Source organism: Dactylosporangium thailandense, from assembly GCF_059739745.1.
On the sequence record NZ_AP029195.1, the window covers coordinates 11,323,575 to 11,349,266 of the forward strand.

At 70.4% G+C, this 25,692-nt stretch carries 28 protein-coding genes; 19 read left to right on the forward strand and 9 right to left on the reverse strand.

Features of this window, described 5'->3' with window-relative positions; all coding sequences use genetic code 11:
* Nucleotides 1-112 precede the first annotated feature (112 nt).
* The 3 genes from AC6JBM_RS50830 (at nt 113) to AC6JBM_RS50840 (ending at nt 2,992) form a co-directional block, all read left to right on the forward strand.
* Nucleotides 113-1,195, forward strand: coding sequence for an ABC transporter ATP-binding protein (locus AC6JBM_RS50830; protein ID WP_497980704.1), 1,083 nt, complete (start codon nt 113-115; stop codon nt 1,193-1,195).
* A gap of 501 nt (nt 1,196-1,696) precedes the next feature.
* Nucleotides 1,697-2,458, forward strand: a complete 762-nt coding sequence (gene cobF, locus AC6JBM_RS50835; protein WP_497980705.1) for a precorrin-6A synthase (deacetylating) — start codon at nt 1,697-1,699, stop codon at nt 2,456-2,458.
* A 129-nt stretch (nt 2,459-2,587) separates the two neighbouring features.
* Nucleotides 2,588-2,992 carry a RidA family protein gene (locus AC6JBM_RS50840; RefSeq protein ID WP_350620739.1) on the forward strand — a complete coding sequence of 135 codons (405 nt, stop codon included), beginning with the start codon at nt 2,588-2,590 and terminating at the stop codon, nt 2,990-2,992.
* A gap of 344 nt (nt 2,993-3,336) precedes the next feature.
* Here AC6JBM_RS50840 and AC6JBM_RS50845 read toward each other — a convergent pair whose 3' ends face one another.
* A complete protein-coding gene (locus AC6JBM_RS50845) occupies nt 3,337-4,338 on the reverse strand; it encodes an aldo/keto reductase (RefSeq protein WP_497980706.1) in 1,002 nt (333 codons plus the stop codon).
* The gene (locus tag AC6JBM_RS50850) at nt 4,335-4,766 is read right to left on the reverse strand and encodes a VOC family protein (protein ID WP_497980707.1); all 432 of its coding nucleotides are present in this window, start codon (nt 4,764-4,766) and stop codon (nt 4,335-4,337) included. Before AC6JBM_RS50850 ends, AC6JBM_RS50845 begins: the two co-directional genes overlap by 4 nt.
* A gap of 64 nt (nt 4,767-4,830) precedes the next feature.
* Here AC6JBM_RS50850 and AC6JBM_RS50855 point away from each other — a divergent pair, with 64 nt between their 5' ends.
* The 10 genes from AC6JBM_RS50855 to AC6JBM_RS50900 all read left to right on the forward strand — a co-directional run bounded on the left by AC6JBM_RS50855 (nt 4,831) and on the right by AC6JBM_RS50900 (nt 12,424).
* On the forward strand, nt 4,831-5,802 hold the full coding sequence (locus AC6JBM_RS50855) for a TetR/AcrR family transcriptional regulator (protein ID WP_497980708.1): 972 nt from the start codon (nt 4,831-4,833) through the stop codon (nt 5,800-5,802).
* A 303-nt stretch (nt 5,803-6,105) separates the two neighbouring features.
* Nucleotides 6,106-6,861, forward strand: a complete 756-nt coding sequence (locus AC6JBM_RS50860; RefSeq protein WP_497980709.1) for a zf-HC2 domain-containing protein — start codon at nt 6,106-6,108, stop codon at nt 6,859-6,861.
* A 266-nt stretch (nt 6,862-7,127) separates the two neighbouring features.
* Entirely contained in the window at nt 7,128-7,289 is a 162-nt protein-coding gene (locus AC6JBM_RS50865; RefSeq protein WP_497980710.1) for a hypothetical protein, read from the forward strand.
* Between the two features lie 64 nt (nt 7,290-7,353).
* Nucleotides 7,354-8,088 carry a hypothetical protein gene (locus AC6JBM_RS50870; protein ID WP_497980711.1) on the forward strand — a complete coding sequence of 245 codons (735 nt, stop codon included), beginning with the start codon at nt 7,354-7,356 and terminating at the stop codon, nt 8,086-8,088.
* 249 nt (nt 8,089-8,337) lie between these two features.
* Nucleotides 8,338-9,204 (forward strand): hypothetical protein, encoded by an 867-nt coding sequence (locus AC6JBM_RS50875; RefSeq protein WP_497980712.1) that lies wholly within the window; start codon nt 8,338-8,340, stop codon nt 9,202-9,204.
* Nucleotides 9,201-9,926, forward strand: coding sequence for a hypothetical protein (locus AC6JBM_RS50880; RefSeq protein WP_497980713.1), 726 nt, complete (start codon nt 9,201-9,203; stop codon nt 9,924-9,926). Before AC6JBM_RS50875 ends, AC6JBM_RS50880 begins: the two co-directional genes overlap by 4 nt.
* Before the next feature lie 240 nt (nt 9,927-10,166).
* A complete protein-coding gene (locus AC6JBM_RS50885) occupies nt 10,167-10,670 on the forward strand; it encodes a polymorphic toxin-type HINT domain-containing protein (protein ID WP_497980714.1) in 504 nt (167 codons plus the stop codon).
* Between the two features lie 464 nt (nt 10,671-11,134).
* Nucleotides 11,135-11,287: a hypothetical protein gene (locus tag AC6JBM_RS50890; protein ID WP_497980715.1), complete on the forward strand. Its 153-nt coding sequence runs from the start codon at nt 11,135-11,137 to the stop codon at nt 11,285-11,287.
* A gap of 517 nt (nt 11,288-11,804) precedes the next feature.
* Nucleotides 11,805-12,023 (forward strand): type II toxin-antitoxin system VapB family antitoxin, encoded by a 219-nt coding sequence (locus tag AC6JBM_RS50895; protein ID WP_497980716.1) that lies wholly within the window; start codon nt 11,805-11,807, stop codon nt 12,021-12,023.
* On the forward strand, nt 12,020-12,424 hold the full coding sequence (locus tag AC6JBM_RS50900) for a PIN domain nuclease (RefSeq protein WP_497980717.1): 405 nt from the start codon (nt 12,020-12,022) through the stop codon (nt 12,422-12,424). Before AC6JBM_RS50895 ends, AC6JBM_RS50900 begins: the two co-directional genes overlap by 4 nt.
* A gap of 27 nt (nt 12,425-12,451) precedes the next feature.
* Here the strand turns inward: AC6JBM_RS50900 and dusB are convergent, their stop codons facing one another.
* Entirely contained in the window at nt 12,452-13,567 is a 1,116-nt protein-coding gene (gene dusB, locus AC6JBM_RS50905; protein ID WP_497980718.1) for a tRNA dihydrouridine synthase DusB, read from the reverse strand.
* Nucleotides 13,568-13,913: 346 nt separating this feature from the next.
* Here dusB and ppdK point away from each other — a divergent pair, with 346 nt between their 5' ends.
* A complete protein-coding gene (gene ppdK / locus AC6JBM_RS50910; RefSeq protein ID WP_497980719.1) occupies nt 13,914-16,565 on the forward strand; it encodes a pyruvate, phosphate dikinase in 2,652 nt (883 codons plus the stop codon).
* Between the two features lie 104 nt (nt 16,566-16,669).
* Here the strand turns inward: ppdK and AC6JBM_RS50915 are convergent, their stop codons facing one another.
* From AC6JBM_RS50915 to AC6JBM_RS50930, 4 genes are all read right to left on the reverse strand, one after another.
* Nucleotides 16,670-17,041: a hypothetical protein gene (locus tag AC6JBM_RS50915; protein WP_350620724.1), complete on the reverse strand. Its 372-nt coding sequence runs from the start codon at nt 17,039-17,041 to the stop codon at nt 16,670-16,672.
* An 86-nt stretch (nt 17,042-17,127) separates the two neighbouring features.
* Entirely contained in the window at nt 17,128-17,553 is a 426-nt protein-coding gene (locus tag AC6JBM_RS50920) for a roadblock/LC7 domain-containing protein (RefSeq protein ID WP_497980720.1), read from the reverse strand.
* Nucleotides 17,554-17,595: 42 nt separating this feature from the next.
* The gene (locus AC6JBM_RS50925; RefSeq protein WP_497980721.1) at nt 17,596-18,558 is read right to left on the reverse strand and encodes an ADAM 12 protein; all 963 of its coding nucleotides are present in this window, start codon (nt 18,556-18,558) and stop codon (nt 17,596-17,598) included.
* On the reverse strand, nt 18,555-18,908 hold the full coding sequence (locus tag AC6JBM_RS50930; RefSeq protein ID WP_497980722.1) for a hypothetical protein: 354 nt from the start codon (nt 18,906-18,908) through the stop codon (nt 18,555-18,557). Before AC6JBM_RS50930 ends, AC6JBM_RS50925 begins: the two co-directional genes overlap by 4 nt.
* A gap of 303 nt (nt 18,909-19,211) precedes the next feature.
* On the opposite strand from AC6JBM_RS50930, the gene AC6JBM_RS50935 reads away from it, so the two are divergent.
* From AC6JBM_RS50935 to AC6JBM_RS50955, 5 genes are all read left to right on the forward strand, one after another.
* Complete coding sequence (locus AC6JBM_RS50935) at nt 19,212-19,565, forward strand: VOC family protein (protein WP_350620716.1); 354 nt, start codon at nt 19,212-19,214, stop codon at nt 19,563-19,565.
* Nucleotides 19,562-20,662, forward strand: coding sequence for an AI-2E family transporter (locus AC6JBM_RS50940; RefSeq protein WP_497980723.1), 1,101 nt, complete (start codon nt 19,562-19,564; stop codon nt 20,660-20,662). Before AC6JBM_RS50935 ends, AC6JBM_RS50940 begins: the two co-directional genes overlap by 4 nt.
* Nucleotides 20,659-21,882 (forward strand): deoxyguanosinetriphosphate triphosphohydrolase, encoded by a 1,224-nt coding sequence (locus tag AC6JBM_RS50945; RefSeq protein WP_497980724.1) that lies wholly within the window; start codon nt 20,659-20,661, stop codon nt 21,880-21,882. The genes AC6JBM_RS50940 and AC6JBM_RS50945 overlap by 4 nt, the downstream gene beginning before the upstream one ends.
* Nucleotides 21,883-21,953: 71 nt before the next feature.
* Nucleotides 21,954-23,213 carry an NAD(P)/FAD-dependent oxidoreductase gene (locus tag AC6JBM_RS50950; protein WP_497980725.1) on the forward strand — a complete coding sequence of 420 codons (1,260 nt, stop codon included), beginning with the start codon at nt 21,954-21,956 and terminating at the stop codon, nt 23,211-23,213.
* A 102-nt stretch (nt 23,214-23,315) separates the two neighbouring features.
* The gene (locus tag AC6JBM_RS50955) at nt 23,316-23,498 is read left to right on the forward strand and encodes a hypothetical protein (protein ID WP_497980726.1); all 183 of its coding nucleotides are present in this window, start codon (nt 23,316-23,318) and stop codon (nt 23,496-23,498) included.
* Between the two features lie 276 nt (nt 23,499-23,774).
* On the opposite strand, the gene AC6JBM_RS50960 is transcribed toward AC6JBM_RS50955, so the two are convergent.
* Together AC6JBM_RS50960 and AC6JBM_RS50965 are read right to left on the reverse strand one after the other, a co-directional pair.
* Entirely contained in the window at nt 23,775-24,602 is an 828-nt protein-coding gene (locus AC6JBM_RS50960) for an aldo/keto reductase (RefSeq protein ID WP_497980727.1), read from the reverse strand.
* Between the two features lie 132 nt (nt 24,603-24,734).
* Nucleotides 24,735-25,646, reverse strand: a complete 912-nt coding sequence (locus tag AC6JBM_RS50965) for a TetR/AcrR family transcriptional regulator C-terminal domain-containing protein (protein WP_497980728.1) — start codon at nt 25,644-25,646, stop codon at nt 24,735-24,737.
* Nucleotides 25,647-25,692: the final 46 nt, after the last annotated feature.

Genomic DNA, 25,692 nt, shown 5'->3' on the forward strand with positions numbered 1-25,692 from the left:
GGGGGGACGTCGGCGATCGTCTTGCCGGCGTTTGGCTCGCGGGTGCGGGTGCGGGCGCGGGCGCGGGCGCGCGTGTTCGGGTGCTCGGCAGTGGCGTGTCGGTGGAGGCGCTGTGACGGCGGGCGAAGTGGCCGGTGGCGCGGGGGCTTATCTCGATGCGCGGGTTGTGGTCGAGCGCGGGGCGTTTCGGCTTAATGCGCACTTGCGCATCGCGGCGGGCGAAGTCGTTGCGCTGCTCGGGCCCAATGGGGCCGGGAAGACCACGGCGCTTCGGGCGCTTGCCGGCCTGGCGTCGCTCACTGATGGGTACATCGTGCTCGACGGGAAGGACCTCGACCGGCCGGCTCGGCGGGTGTGGATTCCGCCGGAGCGGCGGGCCATTGGCGTGGTGTTCCAGGAGTACCTGCTGTTTCCGCATCTGACCGCGCTCGACAACGTGGCCTTCGGGCCGCGGCGTCATGGCCGGGACCGGAAGACGGCCCGCGCCGAGGCAACAGCATGGCTCGGCCGCGTCGGATTGGCCGATTTCGTTCGGCGCAAGCCGCGGCAATTGTCGGGCGGACAGGCGCAGCGGGTGGCCTTGGCTCGGGCATTGGCGGTACAACCGCGGCTTTTGCTATTGGATGAACCGCTCGCCGCGCTCGACGCGGGCACGCGGGCCGACACGCGGGCCGAGCTGCAGCGGCACCTCGCCGACCATCCGGGCGCGACGCTCATCGTCACGCACGATCCGCTCGACGCGCTCGTGCTCGCGGATCGGCTCGTGATTCTCGAAAACGGGGCCGTGGTGCAGGAAGGAGACGCGGCGGAAATCACGGCGCGGCCCCGCACCGAATATGTGGCTCGGCTGGTGGGCCTGAACCTGTACCGCGGGCGCGCCGACGGACACGCGGTCGACGTCGGCGGCGTCGTACTGACGGCGGCCGATTCGCTGAACGGCGACGCGTTCGTGGCGTTTCCGCCCTCGGCCGTCGCGCTGCATGCGACGCGGCCGGATGGGAGTCCGCGCAATACGTGGCCGGCGACGATCGCGGGGATTCAGCGGCATGGGGACAATTTGCGGATTCGGCTGGAGGGGGCGCTTGCCGCGGCCGCGGACGTCACGCCTGCGGCGGCGGCGCATTTGGAGCTGATGCCGGGCCGCGAGATTTGGGCGGCGGTGAAGGCGGCGGAGACGCGGGCCTATCCGGCCTGAGCCACCGCGCGGCGGCGGTGAAGGCGGCGGAGACGCGGGCCTATCCGGCCTGAGCCACCGCGCGGCGGCGGTGAAGGCGGCGGAGACGCGGGCCTATCCGGCCTGAGCCACCGCGCGGGCGGGCCGGAACGCCGACTTCACCACGGCCTGGCGCACGGTCTTGGGCAGCTTCATGCGGTCAGGGCTCGCGGCCGGCCGGTGCGTCCGCCTGCTGCTGTCTGCCTCATGCTTACGGCCTCGTGCTGCTCGCCTCGTGCTGCCGGCCTCATGCCGTCCGTTCGTGCTGTTCGCTCTCCTGCACGCGGCGCCGTGCGGTGGGCCGATGCGTTTGGTCTGCGCGTTCGGACTGTCGTTTGTGCGCGTCGTTTGTCTGCGCGTTCGGACTGTCGTTTGTGCGCGTCGTGCGCATCGCCGTCGGCGGGTCTCCCTCGCACGCGTGTGATGGCGCCGATCTGAGGCGGTCGGCACCCGCGCCTGGTGCGTCCGCCGTGCGCACTTACGATGGGCGGCATGCGCAAGGTGTTGATCATCGGGGTGGGTGCCGGTGACCCGGAGCACGTCACCGTCCAGGCGATCAACGCCATGAACGCCGTCGACGTGTTCTTCGTGCTCGACAAGGGCGAGGCGGCGGCGGAGCTGACCGACGCGCGCAAGGCACTCGTGGCGCGGTACGTCGAACGGACAGATTCGCGCACCGTTGTGATCGCCGATCCGCCGCGCGACCGGGCCGCGTCCGACTACGCGGGCGCGGTCAAGGACTGGCGGGACGAACGCGCGCGGCTGCTCGGCGAGGCGATCGAGCGCGAGCTCGGGCCGGACGGTGTCGGGGGCATCCTGGCGTGGGGGGACCCTGCGCTGTACGACGGCACCATTCGCATTCTCGAGGGCATCGGCGGCGTCGAGTACGACGTCATCCCGGGCATCAGCAGCGTGCAGATTCTGACGGCCCGGCATCGCGTAACGCTCAATCGGGTGGCCGGATCCGTGCACATTACGACAGGACGGCGGCTCGCGGCCGAGTGGCCGGCCGGATGCGACGACGTCGTCGTGATGCTCGACGCGAACCTGGCCTGCCGCCGATACCGCGACGAGCCCATCGACATCTACTGGGGCGCGTACCTGGGCACGCCCGACGAGATTCTCCGCAGCGGCCGGCTCGCCGATGTCCTCGACGAGATCGAGTCCGTGCGCGCCGATGCGCGGACGCGCAAGGGCTGGATCATGGATACGTATCTGCTTCGGCGGCGTACGGAAGGCGTCTAGGTCCGAACGCGTCCTGTCGGCTGTTCGTGTTTGACGTTATGGCGCCGGGCTGGTGCGCGAACGCGCAAGGCTGGGTGATGGACACGTATCCGCTGCGACGGGCAACGGAAGGCGCCTAGGCTCGGAGGCATGCATCAGCCGATCATGCCCGACTCGATGCCCCGGCCCGCGGCGCGATACGCGCACGCCACGCTCGTCACGAACCCGGCGCGCTGGCTGCACACCGCCGGTCAGGTGGGCATCGACGCCGACGGCAACGTGCCAGACGGAGTGGCCGCGCAGGCGAAGGTCATCTGGCACAACATCGCCGCGCTGCTCGCGGCGGCGGACATGTCCGCGGACGACATCGTGAGCATCACGACGTACGTGGTCGCGTCGGCCATGGAAGACGGGCTCGCCGAGGCCATGGCCGAGCGGGACACGTTCATGTCGGGGCGGCTCGTGGCGAGCACGCTGCTGACCGTGCCCGCGCTCGTCCGGCCCGAGTGGCTGATCGAGATCGTGGTCGTGGCCGCGGACCAGAAAGCCGCCTGAGCGGGTTGCCGGAGGCGCTGCCCGCAGGTTTGGCGGGCAGCGCCTGCTGGCGAACGCTCAGTGCGCCGTTCGAACGCCCATCTCCGCGGGTTTGGGGGTTAGCGCCCGCTGAGCGAACGCTCGGTGCGCCGTTCGATCGCTGGAGCGCCGTTCGGACGCCCATCTCTGCGGAGTTTGGCGGGCAGCGCCTGCTGGGCGAACGTTCAGTGCGCCGTTCGATCGCTGGAGCGCCGTTCGGACGCCCATCTCCGCCGGCTTAACGGACAGCGCCTGCTGAGCGAACGCTCAATGCGCTGCTCGGCCAGGATCCGCCGGCTTACGGACAGCCGCGGCTGAGCGAACGCTCAAAGCGCCGCTCGGCCCAGGACCCATTGCTCGGTCTGCGCGATGAAGTCGGTCGGAAAGCCGGGCTTGAACCCGGTCGCGGCTTCGAGCCGTTCGCGCAGTTCCGGCGTGAGCTCGATGTCCGTACACCGGAGATTGTCCAGAATCTGCGCCTCGGTGCGCGCGCCGAGCATGGGCAACACGGCGGGCCGCTGCCGGGTCCAGGCGAGCGCGACCTGCGCGGACGTGGCGCCGAGTTCGTCGGCCACTGCGCGGACTGCGCGCGCGATGTTCAGGTCGTGCTCGCTGATGTCCGCGCGATTGAGTCGCGCGTGTTGCGCATCCGCGTGATCGAACTTGTCGTACTTGCCGCTCAACACGCCGCCGCCGAGCGGGCTCCACGCCGTCACCGACAGGCCGAACGCGTCCGCCATCGGCAGCAGTTCGCGCTCGGCGTCGCGGTTGACCAGGCTGTACGGAATCTGGAGCCCGGCGAAAGGAGTCCATCCGCGCCACTCGGCGAGCGTGTTCGCGCGGGACACGAGCCAGGCGGGGGCGTCGGAGATGCCGAGGTACAGCACCTTGCCCGCCGTCACCGCGTCGTCCAGTGCGCGCATCGTCTCCTCGATCGGCGTGTGCCGGTCCCAGATGTGCACCCAGTACACGTCGATGTGGTCGGTGCGCAGGCGCCGCAGGCTCGTCTCGAGCGACAGGCGCAGGTTGCGGCGGTGGTTGCCGCCGCCGTTGGGGTCGGTGGCGTCGCGGGTGACCGTGTACTTCGTGGAGAGCACGAACCGGTCGCGGCGCCCCTCCAGCAGCTCGCCGACGATCTCCTCGCTGGCGCCGCCGCGGTAGTTGATCGCCGTGTCGACCATGTTGCCGCCCGCGTCCGAGTACGCGTCGAGGATTCGGCGGCACTCCTCGAGCGGCGCGCCGACGCCGCCCTGCTCGCCGAAGGTCATGGCGCCCAGGACGAGTTCGGAAACGCGCAGACCCGTGCGTCCGAATGTGCGGTACCTCATGCGAACATCGCCGCCACGTGCTGCGCGATCTCGTCCGGTTCGACGTCGCGGAGGTGCTGATCGATCGCCCAGCGGTGTCCGGACGGGTCGAGGAACTGCGCGGTGCGGTCGCCCCAGAACGCGTCGTGCGGCTCCTCGAACGGCTCGGCGCCCGCGGCGATCGCCCGCGCCCAGGCGGCATCGACGTCGTCGACCGGCACGTGGAATGCGGCCGGCGAACCGCCCAGCGCCGCGGGCGTGCGCAAGCTCCGGCCGATCATCTCGCCGGCGACGGCCAGGACCGTGTCGCCGACGCGGAGCTCGATCGTGAGCGGACGGCCATCGGGCAGGTTGACCCGGCCGGTCTCGCCGGCACCGAGGGCCTCGGCATACCAAGCGGCGGCCGCGGCGGGATCGTCCACGACCAGATGGACGGCGATCTGTGTCATGCGAGCGACCATACAAGCTGTCTGGTCACACTGTCCAGACATTGCATACGGTACGGTGTGTGCCGTGAACGCCCGCCGCGATGAACCCTCCGATACCGAACTGCGCGAACGTGTCCTGGACGCACTGCGCGAACTGCTCGACACGCGCACTTTCGACTCCCTCAGCGTGGCGGAGATCATCGCGGCCGCCGGGGTGTCGCGGGCGAGCTTCTACTTCTACTTCCCGTCGAAGCAGGCGGCGCTGGCCGAGCTCGTCCGGCGTGCGGTGGGCGCCGGGCATGTGGCCGCCGAGCCGTGGCTGTCGTCTGCGGCCCCCTTGGCCGAGCCACACGCGGTTGGCGCCTCGGCCGGTCCGCCTCCGGGGGCTGCCGGCGCCTCGGCTGGCTCGCCTCCGGGGGCTGCCGGCGCCTTGGCTGGCTCGCCTCCGGGAGCTGCCGGCGCCTTGGCCGGCCCGCCTCCGGGAGCTGCCGGCGATCGGGCTGCGGCGCGGCAGGGTGCCGCCGACCCACGTCCTAGCGCGCCCGGCTCGTCGATGGTGGAGGGGGCGCCTGGCCCGCAGACGGCCGCTGGGCTGCCGGAAGTGCCCGGCCTGCAGACGGCGGCCGGGCTGCCGGAAGTGCCCGGCCTGCAGACGGCGGCCGGGCTGCCGGAAGTGCCCGGCCCGCAGACGGCGGCTGGGCCGCCGGAAGCGCTCGGTCCGCGGGAGGCGCTGCGGCACGGGATCGCGGCCGGCGCCGACCTATGGCTCGCCAACGCCGGTGTATTGCGCGCGATCGTGGAGAGCTGGGCCTCGGACGCACAGCTTCGCGAACTCTGGCTTGCACAGATGGACACCTTCACCGCCGCGACCCTCGCGCGCATCGCGGACGAGCCCGGCCTCGAAGGCGCCGACCTCCCCGCGCTCGCGGCGTCGCTGACCTGGCTCGGCGAGCGGCTGTACTACCTCGCCGCCTCCCGCATCCCGCCCTTCGACGACCGGGAGGTACTTGTGGACACCCTCACGCACTTGTGGATTCGCGCACTCGGAGTTGCGTGAGTCTGGCGGTTCGCGCGCGTACCGAGACCGATTCCGTCTGCCCGCGCGTGGAGATCTGCCCGCGCGTGGAGATCTGCCCGCGCGTGGAGATCTGCCCGTGCGCGGAGATCTGCCCGCGCGTGGAGATCTGCCCGTGCGCGGAGATACGGAGTAGCCGGCGCCGCGCTGCCCTTGGCCGGGGCGTGCGTTCGCGCGGAGCGGTGAGTGCCGGGGACTGCACGCGGGTTGACCGCATGTGGGCCTCACGTGCGGTTACCTGGCTTCGGCTGGAACTAACCCGCCGCGTGCGGCGACAATCCAACCGTGGAGTGTGAGCGGTACCGAGAGGCGCTGTCGGCCCGGCTCGACGGCGAGGACGAACCGATCGAGCCGGCGCTGGTCGACGCGCACCTGGCGGGATGCGCGGCGTGCCGCCAGTGGGAGCGCGAGGCCCAGGCCGTGACGCGACTGGTGCGGCTGCAGCCCGTGCCCGGCACCCCGCCGCCCGTGGAATCCCTGCTCGCGGGCTTCAAGTCCAGGAAACGGCGGGTGTTCGGCAAGCGCCAACTCGTACTGACGCTGAGAGTTCTTCTTGGCCTGTTCGGTCTCGCGCAGTTCGTGCTCGGCATCACCCAGGCCGCGACCGCCGCGAGCACGAACCACATCCACGGCTCCGGCCACGTCTTCCACGAGTCCGCGGCCTGGAACGTGGCCATCGGCGCCGGCTTCGCCTGGATCGCGACCCGCCGCGCCACGCCGGCCGGGGCGCTGCCCATGCTGACCGCGTTCGTGGCGCTGCTCGCCCTGCTGAGCGCGAGCGACCTGATGAACGGCACCGTGGAGACGACCCGGCTGATCTCGCACGGCTTCGTGCTGGCCGGGTACGGCATCGTGCTCGCCCTGTCCCGCCCGGCGCTCGACCCGGGCCGCCCACCGGCGGGTCGTCAGGGGCCGCCGTGGCAGTGGCGTCGCCCCGCGGCGCTGGACGAGGTGCCGCCCCCGGCCCCGACTCCGTCGCGCCTGCGTCTGATCCAAGGCCAGGCCCGCGTGGACGACCCGGCGCATCGTCGCGCTGCGTGAGATCAAAATCGCGTATAGATACGACAAGATCAATAGTTTGGTGCCATCAGGTACGGTGAAATAAGCGGAACGACACCGAGCCCGGAGTGCGCTCCGCGATGGTGACTTCGCGCCGACGGCAGTGACAGGTTGAAAAGGAGGCGGTCCGGCCGCGCCGCTGAGGGCTCGAGCGAAAAATCTTCGGAAGAACGGCAACTGTCTGGCACCAAGGTTGCGTCTTGGGTGGCGTCTCTTCGATGCGTCACCGACCCAGAGGACGGAACCCCATGCGTGCCAACGTCTCCCGTATCGTCGCCGCAACCTTCGCGCTCGCCGCGTTCGTCGGCCTGGCCGGCTGCTCCACGGACAAGAACACGAGCGCCGACCAGGCCACCGCACAGGGCGGGGACAGTTCGCCCCCCCGCGACCGACGCGCCGAGCAATGCTGACGGGGCGGCTACAGCGACCCGGTGGTACCTCGCGTTCGACCAGCACGACGCGACCGCGCACGCGGTGCGCGGCGACCAGGACGTCGTCAAGGCCAAGGTCTCCGGCGGGGGCGGCCCCTGCGAATCCAACAGCATGACCGTCTCGCCCGACGGCAAGCGCGTGGCCTGGATCGGAGACGCGGACGAGCTGAAGGGGACCGGGTCGCTGTTCGTCGAGGCGACCGACGGGTCCGGCAAGAAGACCGTCGACACCGGCGTGCTCTGCTTCGGGGCGGCGGCGCTCGTGTGGAAGGGCGGCGATCTGCTCGCCGCGAGCAAGGACGGACGCCAGATCGCGTACGACCTCGCCAAGGGGGCCGCGACGCCGATCGCCGACCCGGAGCAGCTCCAGGCGGCCTCGGCCGACGGCTCCTGGAAGGCCTCGAAGTTCAACGACCAGCGACTGGTCACGAACGGACAGCAGAGCCACGTGTACTCGTACCAGCCCCCGGCGGCCGACGCCGAGCGCTACTCGGGGTGGGCCGCACGCGGGGTGTCGGCCGATGGCCGGTACGTCGCAGTCGGCTGGCTCGGGACCGACCCGTCGCGAAAGTGGGACACGTTCGCGGTCGTCGACACCGCCACGAGCAAGGCCGTAGCGCTGCCGGTGAGCGGCACCGTGCTCTTCGCCGCGAACGGGCAGGCGCTGGTGCGCGGGGACGGGCGGGTCGTGGTGCTCGACGCGCAGCTGCGCCAGGTGGCGTCGATCGCCGAGGGCGACGCGATGAAGGACATGCGGCTGCTGGCCTACGTGGGCTGAGCGTTCCTGCGACTTCGCCAGCCGCTCCATTGACAGGGCCGGGCATCAACGGGGGTGTCCGGCCCGTGGCGTACCCCAGTGGAGTTTCCGGCGTGCGTCTCCTGGCGTGCGCGCCGCAGAGGCCGACGACGGGGGAGGCGCCTCATGGCCCGAAAGACGGCATAACAGCCACCGGTCGCCTGGTGGCGCCGTTTCACGCTCGCGCAGCGCCTGCTCGCGGGCGGCGCGGCGGCGCTCGGCGTCGCGATCGTGCTGGCGATCGCACTGTGGCCCGACCCGGCAACCGAGCCACCGCGTGAGCGGGAGTACCTCGAGTTCACCGCCTGCCTGCTCACGCCGCAGGACGGGGTCCGGGGCGCGGCGGCCGGGCCGGTCTGGGCGGCGATGCAGGACGCGTCGCAGCAGACGAAGGCGAAGGTGCAGTACCTCGAGGTCTCCGGCGCCCAGACCGTGGAGAACGCGGTCACGTTCCTCAACAGCCTCCCCGAATTCCAGATCGAGCCGTCGACGACCGCGCATCCGAACGCCTCGGACCGCACGTTCACGATCGCCTACGACGCGCTCGCCCGCCCGCCGACGCAGACGCTGCCCGGCGGCGTGACGATCACGAACACGTACAACGACGTCGGGAAGCTCACGGGCGAGACCGGCGCCGGGGCGGAGGGCGGGGCGAACACGTTCACGTACGACGACCGCGGCCTGCTGCTTACCACGAGCGGCGTGTCGGGCTCGGCGACGCTCGGCTACAAGGCCGACGGCCAGCTGGGCAGCCGGCTGGACGCGGCCGGGACGACGACGTACGCCTACGACTCGGCCGGACGCCTCGACACGGTCGCGAACCCGGGCACGTCGGTCGCGACGAAGCTGACGTACAACACGATCAACCAGCCGAAGACCGTCACGTACGGCGGCACGGGCAACGTGCGGACGTTCGGCTACAACGTCCAGCACCGCCTGGAGACCGACGAGCTCAAGACGTCCGGCGGCACGTCGGCCACGAAGATCACGTACGGCTACGACAACAACGGCAACGAGACGTCGAAGGCCACGACCGGCTTCGGCGGCACGGTCACCAACACCTACACGTACGACCAGGCCAACCGCCTGACGTCGTGAACAACGGCACCGCGACGACGAACTACACGTTCGACAAGTCGGGCAACCGCCTGACCAACGGCGCCAAGACGTTCACCTACGACCAGCGCAACCGCCTGCTGACCCAGACCGGCGGCATCACCTATACGTACACGCCGCGCGGCACCCTCGCCTCGGCGAACGGCGTGCTGACGAAGACCGACGCGTACGGCCAGGTGGCGCAGCAGGGCACGACGACCTACACGTACGACGGTCTGGGGCGACAGACGAAGACCGGCCTGTCGTACTCGGGCCTGGACAACGACCTCGCGGCGGACACGACGGCGACGTACACCCGCGACCCCGGCGGCGCGGTCGTCGGCGTGAAGGGCGCGTCGGCGCAGTACGCGTACACCGACCTGCACGACGACATCACCGGCCTGTTCACCGCGACCGGCACGAGCCTGTCGAGCTCGACGGTCTACGACCCGCCGGGCAAGGTCCTCGCGTCGACGGGCATGCAGGGCAGCCTCGGCTACCAGTCGGAGTGGACGGACACGTCAACGAGCCGGCTCAACATGATGGCCCGCTGGTACAACACCGACACAGGCCAGTTCGACACGCGCGACTGGCCGGCGCGGCGGGCGGTGCCCTGGGCGGCGTGGTCGGCGGGAAGGTCGCCTGCTGGGCCGCGAACAAGCTCGGCGGCCTGGCGGTCAACACCTTCGGCAAGGTCGTCGCGGGCGCGATCTCGGGCGCCGTGAGCGGCGCGATCTCGGATGCGGTGGGCCAGTTCGGTACTACCGGCAAGGTCGACTGGGGCTCGGTCGGCACGAGTGCGCTGGTCGGCGGGATCAGAGGCGCGGTCTCGGGCGGTAAGGCCGGGAAGAAGGCGCCGTGCGGGAAGCACAGCTTCGATCCGCAGACGCGGGTGCTGATGGCGGACGGCTCGACGAAGAAGATCGAAGACGGACCCGGAGACGGGCGCTACGCAGCCGAAGCCGGTGACGAAGCTGTGGCTCAACCACGACACCGAGCTCACGGACGTGACGGTTCGGGTCGTCTCAGCGGATACGAATGCCAAGCCGGCGGCCACAACCTCGCTGGCGCTGAAGCTGGCGAAGGTGGGCGCGGCGATGACGGCCGCGGCGGCGCTCGCGGTCGGCGCGACGACGACGGTGCTGCACACGACGCAGCACCACCCGTTCTGGAACCGCACCACGAACACGTGGGTGAACGCGGCAGAGCTGAAGCCCGGCGACGAACTGAAGACCGACGACGGCGCAACCGTCGAGGTCACCGACGTCAAGAACTTCACCGGCGCCAAGGACATGCGCGACCTCACCATGGCCGACGTCCACACGTACTACGTCCTCACCGCCGGCCAGCCCGTCCTCGTCCACAACCATCAGATCGAACTGCCGTGCGGGAATAAGGCTGTAGAGGCCACCGACTGGTCACCGAAGGCGGCAACCAGAGCACGACGCCACCCGCGCGGAGCACCTTAGAGGATCCCGCGGTTTACGAGTCCCAAGCGGTGAACACGCGTTCGAATGCGAACGGCAAGCGAGAGGTGCCGGAGTACTCCGCCGAAATGCCGGACGGATCTGTAGTGAAGGCCAGGTTCGATACGGCATACGGTGACGAGGCGATTGACCGCAAGCTCAGTCTTGCGCCTACACCGAAGTCGAGACGCCAAGCGGAGCGGCAATCGGTAGTAGCTCACTTCCACGGGGTGCAGGCCGTGTATGAGCGGCCCTGGATGACTGGCCCGAAGGGTGGGGGTGGAAGGAGCCCGACAAACCCTTGAGAGTTGGGGTATCACGAATCAAGGTAAGGTTGGCACCGTGGCGGCCACGCGGATAGTTAATGCTCTATTGACGGCGATCGCGCACCTCGAGGACATTGAGGAGTTGGATCCCGCCTCGGGTATGTCGGTAAAAGCGGAGGAAGGTATCATGTATCATGTATCATGTATCAGCTTCTGCAGATGGATCCAGGTGAGCGTCAGGGATTCCTCGACGCGATTGAGGCGATTGCCGCAAGCGACGAACGGGACGGACGAAAGGATCGCGCCGCGTGGGTTCGCAGCATTCCTGTGACATTTGGAGTGCAAGCTGAGTAGGTTGCGAAACCGCCAGCAGGTTCGAGGCCTGCGGCACCCTGGTCGAGGTTGAGTGGCCGCCTTCGACCAGCCGGATGCCAGTGCCCGCTGTGGCAACCCGCCCGCAGCGGGAGCTGTCGGCGAGGACCACGAGAGACACAGAACTCGCGTCGTTGAAGGACGCGACGACGGACGTCGTAGTGATATCCAGGACGGCGGAAGCTTAGCTACCGCTTCGGCCCGGACCGGCACCGGACCCGCCGTCATCGCCACCCTGCGCAACACCGCGCATTTTCACGTGACCTGGAGGCCGTGGACCGCGTCCACCGCGGACGACACGATCGAGGCGAACAGGCGGCGCTTTCACGACAGAGCCGAACCGCCGTCGCGGCGAGTCACCTTCGGATCGAGCAGCTGACGTTTTGTGATGAGTCACGCTTGAGCGTGATCCGGTCGGTGCGGGTGCTGTCCGCGCGCGAGGGCACTGAGTATGCTTGACCTGATATCAGGTTGCATCTGCGTATATCAGGAGGCCGGCATGGCGCGTACCGTCATTGATCTGGACGAGGCGACGCTGGCGTTGGCGCAGCGTCAGCTCGGCACCAAGACCAAGCGCGAGACGATCAACAGGGCGCTTGCCATCGCGGCCGGCACCAGCGCAGACGATCGTGCCCGCGGGCTGGCGTGGCTCCAGGACAACGCGGAACTCATCCTTGACTTCGACGTCCTGGAAGATGCCGAGCGGGCTGGGCGATGACCTATCTGGCGGACACCTCGGCCGCCTGGCGCCTGTTGCGGAAACAGATTGCAGATCCGTGGCCTCGCTACGTCGCGCAGGGTGTTGTCGCGCTCTGCCCACCGGTGGAGGCCGAACTCATGGTCTCGGTGCGCGCCGACCGCGAGTATGAGCCGTTCTTCGCCGTGCTGCGCCGGACGTTCGGCTGGTGCCCGGCACTCGACGACCCGTGGCGTCATGTGCTCGCAGTCCAGCGCGATCTCATCAAAATCGGCCATCACCGCGGACCTTCGCCGATGGACATCATCATTGCCTTGACAGCGCAGGAGCAGCACTTGACGCTGCTGCACGTCGACGCGGATTTCGACTCGATCGCCAAGGTCCGGCCGGGCATCGCCATGATCCGCATCGACCAGTCCTGACCAACCGCGCGGGGACAAGGCTCGAGGTCAGCCGCCGGAGTCGTCCAGTTCGGCGCCCTCGGGGATGAGATCGGAGTCGCGGTCCTGAAGCCAACCCTCCGGCAACACCACCTTGCCCGGGGTGCCTGTCCGGCCCCGTGGCTGCCCGAGGATTTCGCGCGGGAAAGGTGCCGAATGGTCCAGCTCCGACAGTAGGTCGGCCAGTTCTGAAAGCGATGAGGACATGGCCAGGGAGCGCCGCAGTTCGCCGCCCGCCGGAAAGCCCTTCAAATACCAGGCGACGTGTTTGCGGAAGTCCGTCACGCCGTCGCGTTCCGTGCCCAGCCACTCCGTCAGCAGCTCGGCATGCCGGTACATCAGGGCCGCCACCTCGCCCAGCGAAGGCAGTACCCGTGAAGAGCGGCCCGCGAAAGCGGCGGCCAGGTCGGCGAACAGCCAAGGGCGGCCCAGGCAGCCGCGACCGATGACCACACCGTCGCAGCCCGTCTGGGACATCATCGCCAGGGCGTCCGTCGCCTCCCAGATGTCGCCGTTGCCCAGCACCGGGACGTCCAACGCCTGCTTCAGAGCCGCGATCGCGTCCCAGGCCGCCGTTCCTGAATAGCGCTGGGCGGCCGTCCGGGCGTGCAGGGCGACCCACGCCACGCCGGCGTCCTGGGCGATTCGGCCGGCGTCCAGGTACGTCTGGTGGTCGTCGTCGATGCCGATGCGCATCTTCACCGTGACCGGCAGGCCCTCCGCCGCGTCCACCGCTGACGACACGATCGAGGCGAACAGGCGGCGCTTCCACGGCAGGGCTGAGCCGCCGCCTCGGCGGGTCACCTTCGGGACCGAGCAGCCGAAGTTCATGTCGATGTGGTCGGCCAGGTCTTCCTCGACGACCATTTCCACGGCCTTGCGGATCGTGGCGGGATCTACGCCGTAGAGCTGCAGGCTGCGCGGGTGCTCGCCCTCGGCGAACCTGATCATCGACATGGTCTTCGGGTTGCGCTCGACCAAGGCTCTTGTGGTGATCATCTCGCACACGTAGAGGCCGGCGCCCTGCTCGCGGCACAGTCGGCGGAACGCCTGGTTCGTGATGCCCGCCATGGGGGCGAGCACGACCGGCGGGTCGACGACGTGGGGTCCGAGCTGCAGGGGCACGTCCCCGATGGTCCCACGCCCGCCGTCACGCCCCCAAACGAGCGCGAGCGCGCCGCCGCGCCCACGAACGAGCGCCAGGGGGCAGAACGAGAAAGTTCGTTTCTGCGCGGAAAAGGGACCGCCGAATCAACAAAGCGCATCGGGTGTTGAGACCGGAAAGAGAGCGCTCTCAGCAGTGAAGATGCGCGTTTCTGCTCGTGGGATCGCTCCCAAATGCAGGGAGAATCGAAGTGTGTGCCGATTCTTGTCAGACTTGTCACCCGGCATGGCCACCAACCAAAAACACGACTTACGGTGTCCGGCACACCCAGGACCTAAACGTGGGCTCAGTGGGTATGGAGGCGTTGTGCAGAAGTTCGTGTACGACTTCGAAGAGGGCAACCGCGACCTCAAGGACCTGCTGGGGGGCAAGGGCGCCAACCTGGCCGAGATGACCAACCTCGGTCTGCCGGTGCCGCCCGGCTTCACGATCACGACCGACGCCTGCCGCGCGTTCCTGGAGACCGGCGAGATGCCCGGCCAGGACGAGATCTCCAAGCACCTCGCCGCCCTCGAGGAGAAGATGGGCCGCCGGCTCGGGGAGCCCGCCGACCCGCTACTGGTCTCGGTGCGCTCGGGCGCCAAGTTCTCCATGCCCGGCATGATGGAGACCGTCCTCAACGTGGGGCTGACCGACGACAGCGTCGCCGGGCTGGCCGCGCAGGCGGGCGGCGACGAGCGCTTCGCCTGGGACTCCTACCGCCGGCTCATCCAGATGTTCGGCAAGACCGTCTGCGACGTGCCGGGCGAGGAGTTCGAGCACGCGCTGGACGACGCCAAGCACCGCGCCGGGACCCGCGACGACGTGGGGCTGAAGGCCGAGCACCTCAAGGAGCTCGTCGCCGACTACAAGCGGATCTTCTCCGAGCACACCGGGCGCGACTTCCCGCAGGACCCCCGCGAGCAGCTCGACCTCGCCGTCGGCGCCGTGTTCCGGTCCTGGAACGCCGACCGGGCGGTGCTGTACCGCCGGCAGGAGCGCATCCCGTCGAACCTCGGCACCGCGGTCAACGTGGTCGCGATGGTCTTCGGCAACCTGGGCGCCGACTCCGGCACCGGCGTCGCGTTCACCCGCGACCCGGCGACGGGGGAGCGCGGGGTGTACGGCGACTACCTGGCCAACGCCCAGGGTGAGGACGTCGTGGCCGGCATCCGCAACACGATGCCGCTGCAGGACCTCGAGCAGCGGGACAAGGCCAGCTACGACCAGCTGATGTCGATCATGACCACGCTGGAGGAGCACTACAAGGACCTGTGCGACATCGAGTTCACGATCGAGCGCGGCAAGCTGTGGATGCTGCAGACCCGGGTGGGCAAGCGCACGGCCGCGGCCGCGTTCGTGATCGCCACGCACCTCGTCGACGAGGGCGTCATCGACCTCGACGAGGCCGTCCACCGGGTCAGCGGCGCCCAGCTCGCCCAGCTCATGTTCCCGACCTTCGACCTGTCCGCGGAGCCGGAGCAGCTCACCCGCGGCGTCGGGGCGTCCCCGGGCGCGGCCGTGGGCAAGGCGGTCTTCGACGCCCAGCACGCGGTGGCCATGGCCAAGGAGGGCGAGCAGGTCATCCTGGTGCGCCGGGAGACCAACCCCGACGACCTGCCGGGCATGATCGCCGCGCAGGGCATCCTCACCAGCCGGGGCGGCAAGACCTCACACGCCGCCGTCGTGGCCCGCGGCATGGGCAAGACGTGCGTGTGCGGGGCGGACGAGCTCGACGTCAACCTCCACAAGGGACAGTTCACCGTGGACGGCCACGTGGTGTCCGAGGGTGACGTCATCTCCGTCGACGGTACGACCGGCCGCGTCTACCTCGGCGAGGTGCCCGTGCAGCCCTCGCCGGTGGTGCAGTACTTCGAGGGCACCCTCGACCCCCAGGCCGACCCGCTGGTCTCGGCCGTGCACCGCATCCTCACGCACGCCGACGAGCGGCGCCGGCTGCGGGTGCGCACCAACGCCGACACCGGCGAGGACGCGGCCCGGGCCCGGCGCTTCGGCGCGCAGGGCATCGGCCTGTGCCGCACCGAGCACATGTTCCTCGGCGAGCGCCGCGCGCTCGTGGAGCGGCTGATCCTGGCCCGCACCACCGAGCAGCGCGAGGCCGCACTGGCGGAGCTGCTGCCGCTGCAGCGCGAGGACTTCACGGAGCTGTTCCGCGAGATGGCCGGACTGCCTGTGACGGTACGACTCATCGATCCGCCGCTGCACGAGTTCCTGCCGCCGCTGGAGGACCTCGCGGTGAAGGTGGCCGTGGCCGAGGAGCGCGGCGAGGACCCCGGCCACGACAAGGACCTGCTCGACGCCGTGCGCCGCATGCACGAGGAGAACCCGATGCTGGGCCTGCGCGGCGTGCGCCTCGGCCTGGTCATCCCGGGCCTGTTCGCGATGCAGGTGCGCGCGATCGTCGAGGCGGCCGCGGCCGTGCCGGACGCCCACCCGGAGATCATGGTGCCGCTGGTCGGCGCGGTGCAGGAGCTCGAGACGATCCGCGCCGAGGCCGAGAAGATCATCGGCGAGTTCGCCGTCGACGTGAAGATCGGCACCATGATCGAGGTGCCCCGGGCCGCGCTCACCGCGGGCGACATCGCCCAGGCCGCGGACTTCTTCTCGTTCGGCACCAACGACCTGACCCAGATGGGCTGGGGGTTCTCCCGCGACGACGTCGAAGGAGCCTTCTTCTGGCGGTACCTGGAGCTGGGCATCTTCGGCGTCTCGCCGTTCGAGTCCATCGACCGCGACGGGGTGGGCCGGCTGGTCCGCATCGCGGTCGACGAGGGCCGGGCGGCCCGGCCCGAACTGCACTTCGGGGTGTGCGGCGAGCACGGCGGCGACCCCGACTCCGTGCACTTCTTCCACGAGGTCGGCCTGGACTACGTGTCCTGCTCGCCGTTCCGCGTGCCGGTCGCCCGCCTGGAGGCCGGGCGCGCGGCCATCGAGACCACCGGTTCCGACTCCCGATGACGTGGGTCGGCGGCAGGTGACAGTTCACCGGGTTTCGAGTCCCCGGTGAGCACTGAGAAGGCCGGGGCAACGGCGCCCCGGCCTTCTTCTCGTGTGCGGCGGACTCAGACTTCCATCTCGTCCTCGACGCGGGACAGCTGGTGGCGGGCCAGCGCCAGGTTCGCGCGCTGCCGGTTGAGGGCCAGGTAGAGGAACAGGCCCTTGCCCGAGCGGCCGGTGACCGGGCGGATCAGGTGGTACTGGTTCGCCAGCGTGATCAGGATGTCCTCGATGCCCTCCTTGAGGTTCAGCATCTCGATCGTGCGCATCTTGGCCCGCACCACGTCCGTGTTGCCGGCCGCGGCGACGGTCAGGTCGAGGTCCTTGGACCCGCCGAGCACGCCGAGCGCCATCCCGCTGTTGTAGTCGACGAGCGCGACGCCGACGGCGCCGTCGATCTGCATGAGTTCCTTGAGCGCAGTCTCCATGTCCGCCATGGCTACCTCCGAGAGTTTTCTAGTAGGGGAAGTGGGGGAAGATTCGGTACTTCGTCTGGTTCTGCGGTGCAGGCCACCGCCCCGGCTCACCATGCCGCCGGCTCCGGCACGGACTTCGCGAAGCTCAGCGCGGCGTCGGCCATCACCCGGGACACCACCGCGATCGCCCGGCGCGCCTCGTGGTGCAGCCGGGCCACGTTCGCGTCGGCGCGGGCCATCAGCACCAGCACCGCGCCGTGGCCGGCCATGTACATGGCGACGTGCCCTCCTGTGCTGCTGATGAGCACCTCCTGAAAGTCCTGGTGACCGGCGCTGCCGGCGATGCGCTGACTCACACCGAGGCAGGCCGCCGCCAGCGCCGCGACCCCCTCGACCGCGAGCGAGTGGGCGTCCTCGGCGATGAGCAGGCCGTCCGTGCTGGCGACCAGGCACCCGGTGATCTCGGGCACCGTCCGTCGCAGCCGGCTGAGCTCCGCCAGTAATTCGCCGCGCAGCTCCGCGTCGGTCCTCATCGAGTCGTCTCCTCCCTTCCGCCGCGGCCGGGCCGGTGGGCCCTACCGCAGCGCCAGCAACGCCGCGCGAATCCGTTTCAGCAGCGACTCGTCCGGTGACTTGTCGATCGCCCCCGGCAGTACCGCCAGCGCGCTGACCCCCGCCGGCAGTTCCCGGCGCGCCGGAGAGGGCGCCGGTTCCTCGAACGTGAAGGTGCCGGGGACGCGCTGGGGCAGCACCTCCTTCGGCGGAGGCTCGGGGGGTGCCTCGTGCGGTACCGGTGCGACGGCTCTGATCGGCGGCGCCTCCGCCGGAGTCTCCGGCGCTGCGACCAGCCCCGCCGCCGCCAGCCGGCGCACGTCCAGCGTCACGGCGTAGGCCGAGCGTCCCAGCAGGCCGGCCAGCTCCTGCGGGGTGCGCTGCCCGTCCGCGTGCAGGACGATCTCCCACTGCAGGCCGGACAGCAGCACCCGGTCGAGTCCCGGTCGCAGGACCGGCACGACCGGTGCGAGGTCGGTTGCTTCGGAGGGGTGCACCTCGTCGAGCATGCGCCGCTGGCGGGCGACGTGGTCGCACACCTGGTCCGCCGTCACGGTGGCCTCGGCGCCGAGCCAGTGCTCGATGCCCTCGTCGAAGCGCAGCTCGGCCCGGGCGGTGCTGAGCACGAAGAAGGCCGCGTCGTAGAGCGCCTGCAGCGCGCAGAGCTCGATCTCGGCCGCGGTGACGTGCCCGCCCTCGACGAGCGCGCGGGCGGGCCGGGACGGGATGGTCTCCCACACCCGCTCCTCGACCTTGCCGCACGCGGTGAGCAGCCGGTCGACGCTCGGCGCGGCCGGCGACTCGCAGCCGTTGACCAGGCCGCCGCGCAGGAAGATGACGCCGCCGGGCTCGCCGCGCACGGTCAGCGCGCCGGTCGCGCCCTGCGCCGCGAGCTGGCCGAGGGCCTTGACGGGCGAGGTGCCCCGCGGGAACTGAGGCTGCTTGCCGGGGTTGCTCGCCTTCGCCCCTGATGCGACCACGTTCACGCGAGGTCGTCGGCGAGCGAGCGGACCCGGCGGCGGGCCATGGCCAGATTCCCCTCGTTGCGGTCGAGCCAGACGTAGAGCACGAGGCGGGAGTCGAAGCTGGTGCGTACCGGCCGGATGAGGTGGTACGCGGCCGATGTGCTGATGATGACGTCCTCCACCGAGTCGCCCGGGACCGCCGGGGCATAGGCCGCGGTCTGCATAGCGGCATGGATCACGCTCGCCGTGCCCAGGGCGGCAGCGGCGGGATCGGCGTGGGGTGCGATGTGCTCCTGGCCGCCCTCCAGCCCGAGTGTCTGGCCGGTGGTGTAGTCGATGAGGCTGGCCCCGATCGCGCCCCGGATGGACATGGCACGGCGGAGACATTCATCGATAGCAGGCAACACTTGCTCCTGGTTTCGCGGCTTAGCTGGACGCGCGGGTACGGCGGAATCACGGCGCGTTCACGGCAAGTTACCCCGCAGTCATCGATCCACTACTCCGTGCTTCGGCCATGAACCGCTGACTGATCGGTTTTTGAATTTTGCAATTTGCACGTTTGGCCACCAGGAGGGCCGGAAACGTACTAAGCTGCCCAACCCCCGCCGCAGCGGACGGCTGCGACGGCCCTCCGCTCGGCGTAAGGTGAGTCCCCACGCAAGGCGGAGGTGTGTATGGGGAGTCGTTGGTACGCGCTGATCGTGGACGCCATCGACCCGGAGCGCCTGGCCCGCTGGTGGGCCGAGGTGCTCGACCACCGCGTCGAGAGCGTCGCCCCGCACGAGGTCGTGATCGGCCCGGCCGTCGACGGCCATCCCCGCATCGTCTTCACCCTGCAGCACCACGAAGAGCGGGCCCGCAACCGCCTGCACCTCGACCTGCGCCCCGACGATCTCGACGCCGAGCTCGAGCGGCTGGTGAACATGGGCGCCCGGCACGTGGATCTCGGTGAGCCCGAGCATGCCGCCTGGGTGGTGCTCGCCGACCCCGAGGGCAACGAATTTTGCATCATCCGGCCAAACCGATGACCTTCGCAAAAACCTACCGGCTGGCCATCGCGGCCGGGCTGGGCCTGCTCACGGTGGGCGTGGGCGCGTTCGCGCTCTACTCGGTGCGCCAGGTGCTCGTCCAGGTGATCATCGCGCTCTTCGTCGCGGTCAGTCTCGATCCGGCGGTACGGCTGCTGATCCGCCACGGCGTGCGACGCTCGATCGCCGTCGCCGTCATCGGGGTGCTGGTCCTGGCGATCCTCGCCGGATTCGTGTGGTCGCTGGTGCCCCCGCTCGTCGGGCAGGCCGGCGACCTGCTCGCCAACATCCCGCACTACCAGCAGGAACTGCAGGACCGCTCGCGCACCTACCAGGAGATCGCCGACCGGTACGGGCTGACCGAACGGCTCGCCGAGTTCGCCAAGACGCTGCCGGCCAAGGTCGGCGGGGGCGCGCTCGGGGTCCTCACCGGCGTCTTCAGCGCGCTGCTCAACGTGCTGCTGGTGACCGTGCTGACCGTGTACTTCATGGCCGACCTGCCGCGCATCCGCCGCGGCCTGGTCCGGCTGGTCCCGCGGGCGAACCGGCCCCGGGCCGCGCAGGCGATCAACGTCGTCGTCGACAAGGTCGGCGGCTACATGATCGGCAACCTGGTCATCAGCCTCTTCGCCGGGGTGTCGTCGTTCGTCTGCCTCTTCGCGCTCGGGGTGCCCTTCGCGCTGCCCCTGGCCGTGTGGGTCGCGCTCACCGACCTCATCCCGATGATCGGCGCCACCGTCGGGGCGGCCGGCTGCTGCGTCGTCGCGCTGGTCACCGGCGACCTGACGTCCACGGTCGTGCTGATCGTGTTCTTCGTCGCGTACCAGCAGGTCGAGAACTACCTCATCGCGCCGCGCGTGCTGCGCAACACGGTGGACCTGTCCTCGGTCGCCGTCCTGCTCGCCGCGCTCACCGGCGGCGCGATCCTCGGCGTCGTCGGGGCACTCATGTCCATCCCGATCGTCGCGGCCGTCAAGGTGCTCATGACCCCGATGGTCGAGGCGCTGAACGAGCCCCCGCCCCGCGAGCCCCCCGCCGAGCCACCGGTGCCGATCCCGGAGCCCAGGGGTGAGGACTCTTCTAAGCTCGAATCGTGACCTCCGCAGATGCCGACCGCTTCGTGCCCGAGTCGGAGAAGGACACCGTCACCACATCGGCCGACAACGGCCGGACACCCTTCCAGCGCGACCGCGCGCGGGTGCTGCACTCCGCGGGCTTCCGCCGGCTGGCCGCCAAGACCCAGGTGCACACGGCCGGCACCGACGCCTTCCTGCGGACCCGGCTCACCCACTCGCTGGAGGTCGCCCAGATCGGCCGGGAGATGGGGGCCCGCCTCGGCTGCGACCCGGACGTGGTCGACACCGCCGGGCTCGCGCACGATCTCGGCCACCCGCCGTTCGGGCACAACGGCGAGGACGCGCTCGACGCCGTCTCCGGCCCGTGCGGGGGCTTCGAGGGCAACGCGCAGACGCTGCGGGTGCTGACCCGGCTGGAGGCCAAGGTGCCCGGGGCCGGGCTCAACCTGACCCGGGCCGCGCTGGACGCGGTGTCGAAGTACCCGTGGTTCCGCGAGGAGGGCCGGCGCAAGTTCGGCGTGTACCCGGACGACGCCGCCGTCTTCGCGTGGCTGCGGGCCGAGGCCGGGCCGGGCCGCTGCCTCGAGGCGCAGGTGATGGACTGGGCCGACGACGTCGCCTACTCCGTGCACGACCTCGAGGACGGGATTCACGGGGGGTACGTCCACCTCGCCCCGCTGCGCGTCGACGCCGCCGAGCGCGGGGCACTGTGCGCCGACGTGGCCGCCGCGTACTCCCACGAGTCCGCCGCCGACCTCGAGGCCATCCTGCTCGACCTGCTCGCCGACCCCGTGTTCGAGCCGCTGGACGACTACGACGGCAGCCACCCCGCGCAGATCGCCCTCAAGCGGATGACGAGCGTGCTGACCGGCCGGTTCGCGGCCGCGGCGGTCGCGGCGACCCGGGAGCGCCACGGCCCGGCCCCGCTGCGCCGCTACGCCGCCGACCTGCTCGTGCCGCCCCTGGTGCGCGCGCACTGCGCCCTGCTCAAGGGCATCGCGCTGCGATACGTCATGCGCAGGCCGGGTTCTTCGCAGCGGTACGCCGATGAGGTACACCTGCTGCAGTCGCTTGTGGCTTCTCTCCTGGACCGCGGCCCGGACGCGCTGGACCCGGTCTTCGCCCCGATGTGGCGCGCCGCGCCCGACGACGCGGCCCGGCTCCGCGTGGTGATCGACCAGGTGGCGAGCCTGACCGACCAGTCCGCCGTGGCGTGGCACGCGCGTCTCGCCACTTCGTGACCCGCGCGTCTCGACGCGCGTCTCGCTGCTCGTGGCACGCGCGTCTCGCCACTTCGTGACAGGCTTGTCGTATGGCTGACGAGCGCACGTTTGTGATTGTCGGAGCGAGCCTGACCGGTGCGAAGGCGGCGGAGACGCTGCGCGCCGACGGCTTCACCGGCAGGATCATCCTGATCGGCGAGGAGACCGAGCGCCCCTACGAGCGCCCTCCGCTGTCCAAGGACCACCTGCACGGCAAGGAAGGCGCCCGGGAGAAGGCGTTCGTGCACGAGCCCGGCTGGTACGCGGAGCACGACGTCGACCTGCGTCTCGCCACCCGGGTCACCCACCTGAACCCGGCGACGCATGTTCTTGTTCTGGACGGCGTCGACGAGCTGCACTACGACAGGCTCCTGCTCGCGACGGGCTCGCGGGTGCGCACCCTGGACGTGCCTGGACATGCCTTGCACGGCGTCCGCTACCTGCGCACCATCGACGAGTCCGACGCCCTCCTGGAGCACCTGCGCACGGCCGCGAACGTCGTCGTCATCGGCGCGGGCTGGATCGGCCTGGAGACCGCCGCCGCGGCCCGCCACCACGGCGCGAACGTAACCGTGGTCGAGCAGGCCGCCCTGCCGCTGCAGAAGGTCCTCGGCGACGAGGTGGCGGCGGTCTTCCGTGATCTGCACGAGGCCCACGGCGTCACGTTCCGCTTCGGTACCGGCGTCGCCTCCTTCGGCGGAACCGGCGCGCTCTCGTCGGTGGTGCTCACCGACGGCACCGAACTGCCCGCGGACGTGGCCGTCGTCGGCATCGGCATCCAGCCGAACACCGAGCTGGCCGTGGACGGCGGCCTGGCGGTGGACAACGGCGTGCTCGTCTCCGCGGGCCTGGCGACCTCGGCCCCCGACGTGTACGCCGCGGGCGACGTGGTGAACCTGGACCACCCGCTGCTGGGCCGGCGCGTGCGGGTCGAGCACTGGGCGAACGCGCTGAACGGCGGCAAGGCGGCGGGGAAGGCCCTGCTGGGTTCGGAGGAGGTCGTGTACGACCGGGTGCCGTACTTCTTCTCGGACCAGTACGACCTCGGGATGGAGTACAGCGGGTTCGCGGTCCCGGGGGAGTACGACACCGTGGTGTTCCGCGGCGACCCGGCCATCCGCGACGGCAAGGCGCCGGAGTTCATCGCCTTCTGGGTCAAGGACGGGCGCGTGCTGGCGGGCATGAACGCGAACGTCTGGGACGTGACCGACCCGATCCAGGCGCTGGTTCGAGCCGGCTACAAGGGCACCGCGGTCGACCTGGCCAAGCTCGCCGACCCTGACGTTGCGCTGGATCAGCTGCTCGACTGAGGCTCCGCGCCTGCCCGCTCTCGCACGATGGCTGGCGGGCCGGCCGGCGATCTTCACCGGCGGCGCACGGGTTCTGCACATGGCGTCGTTAGGGTTCGCGGGGTGGAGCGACCGCGGGGTCTGTGGGCCTGCCTCATCGGGTTCGCCGCGCTGGCTGTGCTCGTGCTGTACCTCAACCCGATCACCGACCAGCGGCAGTGCCCGAACTGGGGCGGCAACGGCAACGCCAGCGCGTTCCGGGACGATCGCTGGGACCTCTACCTGCCGCTGCTCTGCACCGTCTGACTGGCCGCCGTCATCGTCGAGCAGGCGCTGGCGGCGGTATTGATCACGGTCGGCGTCGGCTGCTGCGGCGGTGTAGGGCCGCTGCTGGTGGTGTGCCGGTAGGCTCAGAGCGTAATCACCGGGGGCCGCGGCGCGGCTACCGAGAGTGTGTGGGGCGGTGTCCGGCCGGGCCCTGCAACTACCATGACCAGCGACTCTTTCGACGGCGCATGATCATGATCGGTTAGGTGGCGCTGGGTACGCTGGTGGGGAAAACGGAACAACGCCCGCCGCCGACTAGAACTCTTCCCAGGTAGCCGGGTCCTGTTTGACGGGCATCTGGGCAACGGAGTCGACGACGGCCAGGTCGGCCGCGGAGAGCTCGAACCCGAACAGGTCGGCATTCGCGCGCTGCCGCGAGGGGTCGGACGAGTGCGGGACGACGGTGACCTGGCGCTGGAGCAGCCAGCGCAGCACGACCTGAGCGGGGGTGACGCCAAGCCGATCGGCCACGGCCACGATGCCGGAGTCTTCGAGCACGCCGGTGTTGCGCTCGAGCGGGCTCCACGCCTGCACCACGGTGTCCTTGCCCTGCACGGCGCCGACGATCTCGGCCCGCGCGTGCGACGGCGAGACCTGGAGCTGATCGACGGCGGGAACGATGCCGGTCGCGGCGACCACGGCGTCGATGTGCTCGGGGAGGAAGTTGGAGACGCCGAGCGAGCGGATGAGGCCCTCGCGGTGCAGCTCGGCCATCTCGGCGTACGAGTCGACGTACCGGCCGACGGCCGGCAGGGGCCAATGGATGAGGTACAGGTCGACGTGGTCCAGGCCGAGGCGCTCGAGCGAGGCTTCGAGCGCGGCGCGGGTCGAGCCGCGGCCCTGGTCGGCGCCGCGGAGCTTGGTGGTGATGAAGAGGTCGGCCCGGTCGAGGCCGGATTCGCGCACGGCGGCGCCGACGGCGTCCTCGTTGCCGTAGGACGCGGCGGTGTCGAGCAGGCGGTAGCCCGACGCCATGGCGGCGAGGATGGCTTCGGTGGCTGAGCGGCCCTGGAGGGGGTAGGTGCCGTAGCCGACGACCGGCATCTCGTGGCCGGAGTTCAGGGTTACGGTCGGGATCTTCATGATGCAACCCTACGCACGCGGTCGCGCCGAGCGGCACGCGCAGCGGGTCGCGCCGCGCGGCACGGGAAGCGCCTCACGGGCGGTGGGGCAAGGCCTACGCACGCGGTCGCGCCGCGCGGCACGCGCAGCGCCTCACGGGCGGTGGGGCAAGGCGTCCACCAGCGCCGACAGGCCGTCCAGCAAGCGTGTCAAGCCGAACTCGAACAGCGCGTCCAGCTCGTAGTCCACCGCATCCGGGCCGAGGGCGGCAAGTCGGGAAAAAGCCGGAAAAGCGCCGGTTGCGGTGATTTGGGCGAAGCGTGCCTCCTGGGCCGTGAACCACTCCACGTTGTCCACGCCCGTGTCCTGCTCCGCGTTCGCCTCCCACTCCAGGTTCACCGCGGTACCGCGAACGTGGTTGGCCAGCATCATCGTGGCGTGCATGGCCACCGGCAGCGCCAGGCCCGCCCGTTCCAGCGCGGCCAGGCACCACTCCGTGTGCGCCATCGCCCGCACGGCCATCGGGGGACGCGTGAACGACATGACCTCCGCGACCCACGGATGGCGGCGGTACACCCCCCACTGCAACCGCGCCGAGATCGTCAAGTGAGCCCGCCAGCCCGCGGCCCGGCCGGCGGAGTCCGGCAGCGGCGCCTCGCCGAAGGCCGCGTCCGTCATGAGCAGCAGCAGCTCCTCCTTGTTCGTGACGTGCCGGTACAGCGTCATCGTCGGCATCCCGAGCGCGGCCGCCAGCCGCCGCATCGACAGCGCGGCCAGCCCGTCGGTGTCGGCCAGCCGGATCGCGGTCGACACGAGGCGGTCGGGGTCCGCCGCCGGACCCGCCGCGGGGGAGCGGGGGCGGCGCGCCACCACGGTGCCGATGCCCGGCTGCGGCTCGACCAGGCCCTCCTGCCGCAGCGCGGTCAGCGCCTTGGTCGCGGTCGCCATGGCCACCCCGTACGTCCGCATCAGCTCGCGCGTCGAGGGCACGCGGTCGCCTGGACGCAGGTCGCCCGCGGCGATGGCGGCCCGAATCCGGGCGACGATCCTCAGGTAGGGGGGCACTAGTGCACACCCTACCGCCGTACACGCGTCGTTGAGCGCCCCGTCG

What these genes read in the sequence shown, in the direction of transcription:
- cobF (WP_497980705.1), top strand. Translation starts at nt 1,697, where the DNA reads ATGGGCGGCATGCGCAAGGTGTTGATCATCGGGGTGGGTGCCGGTGAC.
- AC6JBM_RS50840 (WP_350620739.1), top strand. Translation starts at nt 2,588, where the DNA reads ATGCATCAGCCGATCATGCCCGACTCGATGCCCCGGCCCGCGGCGCGA.
- AC6JBM_RS50845 (WP_497980706.1), bottom strand. Translation starts at nt 4,338, where the DNA reads ATGAGGTACCGCACATTCGGACGCACGGGTCTGCGCGTTTCCGAACTC.
- AC6JBM_RS50850 (WP_497980707.1), bottom strand. Translation starts at nt 4,766, where the DNA reads ATGACACAGATCGCCGTCCATCTGGTCGTGGACGATCCCGCCGCGGCC.
- AC6JBM_RS50865 (WP_497980710.1), top strand. Translation starts at nt 7,128, where the DNA reads ATGCGTGCCAACGTCTCCCGTATCGTCGCCGCAACCTTCGCGCTCGCC.
- AC6JBM_RS50890 (WP_497980715.1), top strand. Translation starts at nt 11,135, where the DNA reads ATGTATCAGCTTCTGCAGATGGATCCAGGTGAGCGTCAGGGATTCCTC.
- AC6JBM_RS50895 (WP_497980716.1), top strand. Translation starts at nt 11,805, where the DNA reads ATGGCGCGTACCGTCATTGATCTGGACGAGGCGACGCTGGCGTTGGCG.
- AC6JBM_RS50900 (WP_497980717.1), top strand. Translation starts at nt 12,020, where the DNA reads ATGACCTATCTGGCGGACACCTCGGCCGCCTGGCGCCTGTTGCGGAAA.
- AC6JBM_RS50915 (WP_350620724.1), bottom strand. Translation starts at nt 17,041, where the DNA reads ATGGCGGACATGGAGACTGCGCTCAAGGAACTCATGCAGATCGACGGC.
- AC6JBM_RS50920 (WP_497980720.1), bottom strand. Translation starts at nt 17,553, where the DNA reads ATGAGGACCGACGCGGAGCTGCGCGGCGAATTACTGGCGGAGCTCAGC.
- AC6JBM_RS50930 (WP_497980722.1), bottom strand. Translation starts at nt 18,908, where the DNA reads ATGTCCATCCGGGGCGCGATCGGGGCCAGCCTCATCGACTACACCACC.
- AC6JBM_RS50935 (WP_350620716.1), top strand. Translation starts at nt 19,212, where the DNA reads ATGGGGAGTCGTTGGTACGCGCTGATCGTGGACGCCATCGACCCGGAG.
- AC6JBM_RS50940 (WP_497980723.1), top strand. Translation starts at nt 19,562, where the DNA reads ATGACCTTCGCAAAAACCTACCGGCTGGCCATCGCGGCCGGGCTGGGC.
- AC6JBM_RS50950 (WP_497980725.1), top strand. Translation starts at nt 21,954, where the DNA reads ATGGCTGACGAGCGCACGTTTGTGATTGTCGGAGCGAGCCTGACCGGT.
- AC6JBM_RS50960 (WP_497980727.1), bottom strand. Translation starts at nt 24,602, where the DNA reads ATGAAGATCCCGACCGTAACCCTGAACTCCGGCCACGAGATGCCGGTC.